The following is a 7,749-nucleotide window of genomic DNA, read 5'->3' as shown; positions in this document are numbered from 1 at the left end:
TAAAACTATTGTTTGTGCTGTAATGCGCAAATTAGCTCATATCATCTTTGGAGTTTTAAAAAGTAAACTGCCTTTTAATGAAAATTTATCTTGCGTTTAAAGACAGTATCTACGCCGGCTGACTCTTTCCGCCAAGCCTTCCCACCCATAACAAATCAATAAACTATTCAAGATAGCCTCTAGGCTCTGTGAACAAAATTTAATTATTGCATAAAAAACCGTCATTGCGAGTGTTAGCGAATCCAGATCGAATCTTCGCTAACACGCTGTAATGGATTGCTTCACTTCGTTCGCAATGACGACTTATTTGCAATAGATTAAAAATTCGTTCACAGAGCCTAGACAAATGACTGATTTTTAGTAACCATTAAGCTCATTTTTTTTTCTAATATTAAAGAGGCACAATGATGTACTTAAACCAAATGAAGAGAGCGGTAATTATCATCTACATCCTATTTAGTTTATTTCAACTGGCTTTTGCAGGAACACCCAAAGAAAAATCCGACAATGATACTGCCATTCAAAATGCCATTTTGTATTACATTAACGAGTACAGACAGCAACATGGGTTAAATACTCTCAAAATGGACAACCGTATAGTTAAAGAAGCCAAACAACATTCATTGGATATGGCAAATCACAAAATACCATTTGGCCATAAATATTTTAAAGGTCGCATTGACAGGTTGCACAGTCAAATCAAAGATTCCAACGCTGGTGCCGAAAACGTAGCATTTAACTACAAGGATGCACAAGATGTAGTAAAAAACTGGTTACGCAGCCCGGGCCACAAACAAAACATTGATGGAAATTATAATCTTACCGGCATCGGGATTGCTCGTGATAAGAATGGAAAAATATACTTTACTCAAATTTTTCTTAAAACAGGGGCTAACACTAAGTACGCCGCAAGAAAGCCATTTAATGCCTTATTCAATGGAACTCTATTCAGAAAAACCGCTTAAGGTTGACTGGGGCGCTGGTTAAAAGTTCAAATGAACCAGCTCACCTGAAGAGTGCCTGACACTTAACGATATCTTTGCAATAAACCCGTTTTCGTCAGTGGAATTAATCATAATAGTAGCCTATTATAGAATCATAGGCGGTACACATTGTTCAGCCAACATCACAACCTTGGAAGCCAGATTGAGAATGTGGTGAGCATGCTTAGCCAGACTAAGAAGCCAAAAACATTCCGGAGGAATCCACCTAGTGACCCAGGACTGTAATCAATCTTGCTGTCTATATCCACTTTTAAAAATAAGGGCGTATGTAATACGCCCTTTTTATTTTATTAAAGAACATTGTCTGCAACAGAATTTCTGCAAACAGTACGACTCACATAGACAATAAAAATATCATTGGAAGACGCCCTCAGTACTTTAGTTGTCCTCAAACCTTCTTAACCGGCTACTGCCGTAACGTTAAACATAACACCATGAGTATAGAAATGATTTAAACTGATTCCAGTACCCATAGATTGATCGAACGCCCAACCCAATTGGCTTTTACCCCAATCAGCGAATTCATAACCAACACCGACTTGCCAATTTGGGCTCAATTGTTTTTGCACACCAGCCCCTAAAGTATAGGTAAATGAGGTTTTGTTGTGAGAAACAAAATCAGGGGTAGGTATCGCTTCAAAAATAACAGGTCTGCTGAAATAATCGGAAGCACGATTTGTTGCTACGCCAGCACTGGCACTAATCCAGGGAGTAACAATAAATCCAAAATCTGATAACAATTTTCCTTTCAGAGCAATGTGGCTGTGTTGTACTTTATAGCTGTATACAAAATTATTAAATTCAGGATCAGCATCATCCCATATCTCGCCATTCAATCTGGCCTTTCCAGTTGTGGCTAATGCAATCCCCAATTGACCGGTAAAAGCACCATGTAATTTTTTTTGTACCCCCAGAAAGAACTCGCCATCTGCCAGAGCCTCTGTAGAATTGAACGCATTATATGTTTTTTCTATATCAGGCGTTAAAAATAAAGTCTGAGTCTTACCCCCATCTTGCCATACAGGACCTGCACTCAGCGCAATAATATAATTCCATGGAGTCTCTGATTGAGTGCCCATAACACCTGAAACAGCATCAGTGCTGGAAGCAACTACAAACAAAGATAGTATTACTTTAGAAAAATTTAATTTGTTACTCATCATCCACTACTTCCATTTAAAAATGTGCTTAAATTCAATGATATAAAGAATTAACATTAATTCCAACTGATTTTCGTCAATTTGACATTTTTTCCATTGGCAAATTATTCTAATTTAAACTAGGATTGAGTATAGATCGGTAAAAGGACTACCCCATGAACATTACAACTTTACTGGAGTCTGGTCGGGAAACCCGCGTAGCAATTACACCCAACTCAGCAAAACAACTTATAAAAATAGGATTTAACGTCGCTATTGAAAAGAATGCGGGAATCGCTTCGGATTTTTCTAATGAGGAATATCAGCGTATTGGCGTGGAACTCATTGAACATAGAGAAACCTTGCTACAGCAAACAGATGTACTTTTGTGCATCAATGAACCCAATCCCGAAGATTTAAAAGGATTGGCTAAAAACTCATTGATAATAGGTCATATAGACAATGATCCCCAAAGTAAACTGATTCAATGGTGCCAAAAACAACATATTAATTTATTTTCCATGAACTTAATCCCGCGAATCAGCCGGGCGCAAAGCATGGACAGTCTATCCTCTCAAGCAAACCTTGCAGGTTACAGAGCAGTTTTGGAAGCAGTAACCCAATTCCATCGTGTCATACCGATGATGATGACCGCTGCCGGCATGATTCAACCATCTAAAATATTGATATTGGGTGCGGGTGTAGCAGGATTACAAGCTATAGCTACCGCCAAACGGCTGGGGGCAGTTGTTTATGCTTTTGACGTACGTAGAGCAGCCAAAGAACAAGTTGAAAGTTTAGGTGCTGAATTTATTGAAGTCAGTCAGGAGCTGGACAGCGAATCTAAAAGTGGATACGCCTCAGAAACCAGCGATGAATATAAAAAATTACAAGCAGAGTTAATCGATCAATATGCTAAAATTTCTGATATCGTCATATCGACCGCCTTAATACCAGGACGCAAAGCGCCTGTTTTGCTCTATAAATCCACTATTGAACAAATGAAACCCGGATCAATCATCATCGATCTGGCTACTTCGCGAGGTGGAAACTGTGAATTAAGCGTACCCGATCAAATTATCAAACACGGAACAATCACGATAATTGGAATAAGTAATATGGCAGGACTCGTACCCGCAACAGCGAGTGATCTTTACGCCAATAATCTGGTCCACTTAATTAATTTGATAGCACCGACTCCTCCAGAAATTAAATTTAACCCGGATGACGAGATCATTCAGCAAGCGGTTCTTTGTTATGAGGGAAATTATCTACCTTATCAAGCAACCAGGGAGAAACAAAATGCATGAAGTTCACTCAATTGCTAATCCTTACATAACCATTTTGACCATTTTTGTCCTGGCCTGTTTTGTAGGCTATTACGTCGTATGGAAAGTAACTCCGGCTCTTCATACCCCTTTAATGTCTGTAACCAATGCAATATCAAGTATTATCGTTTTAGGCGCTCTAATCGCAGCAGGAAGCGAAATGATGGGTTCCATCACCTGGTTAGGGGGCCTGGCAATATTTATTACTTCTATAAATATTTTTGGCGGATTTGTTGTAACTCAACGCATGCTTCGCATGTATAAAAAATAATGACTTAAAGGATGGACTCTGTAATGAATTCACTCGTTCCCCTATTCTATTTATTAGCCGCTGTCTGTTTTATTCTTGCTTTAAAAGGTTTAGCCAGCCCAGCCACTTCCAGAAGAGGAAATCTCCTGGGTATCCTGGGAATGATACTCGCAGTAGGCTCTACTTTGATGATACCCACTATATTTCATCACTACCTGCTTATTGGGTTAATCATCGCGGGAGGAATCATAGGAACGTTCATCGCACTAAAAATTAATATGACGGCCATACCTCAGCTTGTTGCAGCGTTTCACTCCCTGGTGGGTATGGCTGCTGTCTTAGTCGCATTTTGTGCCTTTTTGGCACCTGAATCATTTCATATTGGCAGCACCGGCGACATAGAAAAAGCCAGCCTGGTTGAAATGAGTTTAGGGTTGATTATTGGTGCGATCACCTTTTCAGGCTCAGTAATTGCCTTTCTAAAACTACAAGGGATTATGTCCGGAGTACCAGTACGATTTGCAGGGCAAAGAAGTGTAAATCTGGTTATTGCCTTATCTATTCTGGGTTTTTTTGTCTTATTTTTAATAAATCAAAGTTTATTGCTGTTTGGTGTATTGGCCGGATTGGCATTTCTTATTGGTATATTACTGATTATTCCTATTGGTGGCGCTGATATGCCCGTAGTAATCTCCATGCTTAACTCCTACTCTGGATGGGCTGCTGCAGGTATAGGATTTACTCTAAGCAATGATTTACTGGTAATAACAGGGGCTTTGGTCGGAGCCAGCGGAGCCATCCTGAGTTACATCATGTGCGTTGGTATGAATCGTTCCATTTTCAATGTGATCTTTGGAGGAATTAACTCCGCAGGAACTACCCAGCAAGCTCATACAGGAGACGAATCCAGATCGGTACGGCAAGCGAATGGTGAGGATGCTGCTTTTCTGTTAAGTAACGCCAAAGACGTGATTATCGTACCCGGTTATGGTATGGCTGTTGCACATGCGCAACATGCGGTTAAAGAGTTGGTTGATGCCCTGGAAGCTCGTTCTATTAAAGTACGTTTTGCAATTCACCCCGTTGCAGGCCGCATGCCAGGCCATATGAACGTGTTACTTGCAGAAGCCAATATTCCCTATGATCGTGTTTTTGAGCAAAGCGAAATCAACAGAGATTTTGCTGCCTGCGATGTTGCTTTTGTTATCGGTGCCAATGACATTACAAATCCAGCGGCTAAAACAGATTCAAGCTCCCCTATTTATGGCATGCCTGTTTTAGAAGTTGAGAAAGCGAAAACCGTTTTATTTGTTAAGCGTGGAATGTCTCCAGGGTATGCGGGCGTCGAAAACAGTCTCTTTTTTCATGACAACACTTATATGCTATTCGGCGATGCCAAAACCATGACTGAATCTATATCCAAAGCATTAGGAGAAATATAACCTAAAAAATTGAACATACTTGGGGTGGGATCCCGGCGACTCTGCGCAAATGCTTTTAAATTTGCCAAGGAAACAATTTAAATGTATCTTAGCCTGTTAATTTTTCACACTGGAGATATCTATGCTACGAAAAATCGGCTTTTCCTTATTATGCGCAGTCACAGTAATCAGTACGAGTGCCCATTCAGTTGTAACGAATACCCTTCAACCGAGCATGACAATAGATTATGAATTAATGCCCAATGAACCTCAGGTATTTATTAATTACCTGTATTGGGATATAGAAGCCAAATGTAAAATTATTACCCAAGATGAGAGTAATGTATTGTTTGCGGAAGCTTTAGCCAAACAAGGAAAAGTAAACGATGTCACTCTAACCAAAGGTGCTTCCATGCAGGTTACAGTTCATCAAGGCGACACGTTGAAAATCAGTGCCGAGTCAGGAGCAAAAGTCAGAATAACCAATTTAGGGCAGCATAAAGTTATTGCCAATTGCACGACCTAGCATGAAAACAGACCTGCTTAGGTCAAATGACCTGCATCTACATGGAGTAGATACAGGTTATTATCCCGTCCAAGCTCATCATTCAATCCGTATGAATCCCTGATTGATGCACAATCATCATGAAGCCTGAAGACATCATACCAAAATGATATACCAAGCGAACAAGCCCGGCAGTGCATCAATTTTAATGCTCTCTTGTCGCTCGGAACTTAATCTTGGGATATCGTTCTTCGGCCATAGTTAAATTCACCCTGGTAGGTGCGAGATACATCAAGGTATCACTGCCATCTAAAGCCAAATAATCATAGGCTTTGTCACGGAATTCACTCATCCCCTTGTCGTCATCTGCGTACACCCAGCGAGCACAAGTCACGCTAACTGATTCATAAATGCAATCCACCTTGTATTCATGCTTAAGTCTATGGGCTACTACATCAAACTGCAAAATCCCGACTGCTCCAAGAATGAGTTGGTTACTGTTTAAGGGTCGGAATACCTGGGTCGCTCCTTCTTCAGATAATTCAATTAATCCCTTCAACAACGCTTTGCTCTTCAATGGATCTTTTAAACGAACCAAACGGAATAACTCCGGGGCAAAATTAGGTATTCCAGTGAATTTTAGTTGCTCGCCTTGAGTAAAAGTATCACCTATCCTAATGGTTCCATGATTATGCAAACCAATAATATCCCCTGCCAAAGCAATTTCAGTATGCGATCTGTCGCCAGCCATAAAAGTTAAAGCATTAGCAATTTGCACCTCTTTGCCTATACGTAAATGACTCAGCTTCATCCCTTTTTTATATGCTCCGGAACAAATACGTACAAATGCGATTCTATCTCGATGTTTGGGATCCATGTTGGCTTGAATTTTAAATACAAAGCCGCTAAATGCCTCTTCATCAGGATTAACGATGCGCTCATTTGTTGCTCTGGGTTGAGGGCCTGGGGCGTATTGGACAAAATCGTCTAACAGTTCTTTAATACCAAAATTGTTGATTGCGGAACCAAAATAAACGGGTGTCATTTTGCCTGCCAAATAAGCATCCAGGTTAAACTCGTGTGATGCCCCTTTTACCAATTCAATTTCATCACGAAGTTCCTGCGCACTGTCGCCCAGCAATTCATCCAATTGAGGATTATCCAGACCTTTAATTTGAACGGCTTCCTGTTTTTGAGCATTTTTACCGTGCTGGTAAAGATATACGGTATCTTCATAGCGATGATAAATGCCTTTAAAACGTTTCCCCATACCTACTGGCCAGGTGATAGGCGCACACTGAATTCCCAGTACAGATTCGACTTCATCGAGTAAATCAATGGGTTCTCGTCCTTCACGGTCTAACTTATTGATAAACGTCATGATGGGAGTATCACGAAGGCGACATACCTCCATCAGTTTCACTGTTCTGTCTTCTACCCCTTTGGCAACGTCAATTACCATTAAAGCAGAATCTACAGCAGTCAAGGTGCGATAAGTATCTTCTGAAAAGTCCTCATGTCCGGGAGTATCCAGTAAATTCATTACATGGTCATTATGAACAAACTGCATTACCGAAGTAGTAATGGAAATACCACGCTCCTTTTCCATTTCCATCCAGTCAGAAGTTGCATGCCGGTCTGCCTTCCGGCCTTTAACTGTACCCGCCAACTGAATAGCACCCCCGAATAACAACAGTTTTTCAGTTACGGTGGTTTTACCCGCGTCAGGGTGAGAAATAATGGCAAACGTTCTTCTCTTATTAAAGTCTTGATAAAAATCAGACATAAAGCTCTCTGGTAAATGATTTAATAATGAGGTGAATTCTAAGGGAAATGCATCAAACTAACAATTTTTTCGTCGATTTATACCCATTTTGGGATAAAAAATCATAAAAATCCTCTCGAATTCAATTCTGGGCCTTGTAGCGAATTAATTACATTCATGTATACTCAAAAAAGGGCCTTTCAAAAATACGACCAAATTGATTAAGCCAGGACTAATGAACATCCTAAAGATCAAGGCAAAAATTCCTTTTAACGAAGCGATAACGCGTTGTTCCTAAGTCCAGTTGGTTTTCTCGAATTTGTTCCACATTGACACG

Annotated in this window: 7 protein-coding genes; 5 read left to right on the top strand and 2 right to left on the bottom strand. The window is 40.3% G+C overall.

Annotation, left to right across the window (positions count from 1 at the left end; genetic code table 11):
• The first annotated feature begins 407 nt into the window (after positions 1 to 407).
• Positions 408 to 965 carry a CAP domain-containing protein gene (locus tag ELY21_RS14570; RefSeq protein WP_127110680.1) on the top strand — a complete coding sequence of 186 codons (558 nt, stop codon included), beginning with the start codon at positions 408 to 410 and terminating at the stop codon, positions 963 to 965.
• Positions 966 to 1,402: 437 nt separating this feature from the next.
• Here the strand turns inward: ELY21_RS14570 and ELY21_RS14565 are convergent, their stop codons facing one another.
• Positions 1,403 to 2,164, bottom strand: coding sequence for an outer membrane protein (locus ELY21_RS14565; protein WP_127110678.1), 762 nt, complete (start codon positions 2,162 to 2,164; stop codon positions 1,403 to 1,405).
• A gap of 155 nt (positions 2,165 to 2,319) precedes the next feature.
• Between ELY21_RS14565 and ELY21_RS14560 the strand changes: the two genes are divergently transcribed.
• The 4 genes from ELY21_RS14560 to ELY21_RS14545 all read left to right on the top strand — a co-directional run bounded on the left by ELY21_RS14560 (position 2,320) and on the right by ELY21_RS14545 (position 5,668).
• A complete protein-coding gene (locus tag ELY21_RS14560) occupies positions 2,320 to 3,453 on the top strand; it encodes a Re/Si-specific NAD(P)(+) transhydrogenase subunit alpha (RefSeq protein ID WP_127110660.1) in 1,134 nt (377 codons plus the stop codon).
• Complete coding sequence (locus tag ELY21_RS14555) at positions 3,446 to 3,742, top strand: proton-translocating transhydrogenase family protein (protein WP_028385173.1); 297 nt, start codon at positions 3,446 to 3,448, stop codon at positions 3,740 to 3,742. Before ELY21_RS14560 ends, ELY21_RS14555 begins: the two co-directional genes overlap by 8 nt.
• 23 nt (positions 3,743 to 3,765) lie before the next feature.
• Positions 3,766 to 5,163, top strand: coding sequence for an NAD(P)(+) transhydrogenase (Re/Si-specific) subunit beta (locus ELY21_RS14550; protein ID WP_127110658.1), 1,398 nt, complete (start codon positions 3,766 to 3,768; stop codon positions 5,161 to 5,163).
• A gap of 121 nt (positions 5,164 to 5,284) precedes the next feature.
• Entirely contained in the window at positions 5,285 to 5,668 is a 384-nt protein-coding gene (locus ELY21_RS14545) for a hypothetical protein (protein WP_127110656.1), read from the top strand.
• 184 nt (positions 5,669 to 5,852) lie between these two features.
• Here ELY21_RS14545 and ELY21_RS14540 read toward each other — a convergent pair whose 3' ends face one another.
• The gene (locus tag ELY21_RS14540; RefSeq protein WP_127110654.1) at positions 5,853 to 7,433 is read right to left on the bottom strand and encodes a peptide chain release factor 3; all 1,581 of its coding nucleotides are present in this window, start codon (positions 7,431 to 7,433) and stop codon (positions 5,853 to 5,855) included.
• Positions 7,434 to 7,749: the final 316 nt, after the last annotated feature.

This window comes from Legionella sp. km535, assembly GCF_003990085.1.
Lineage (GTDB): Bacteria > Pseudomonadota > Gammaproteobacteria > Legionellales > Legionellaceae > Legionella > Legionella moravica.
The sequence above is the reverse complement of the archived record's forward strand: the minus strand, read 5'-3'. Positions and strand labels throughout refer to the sequence as shown.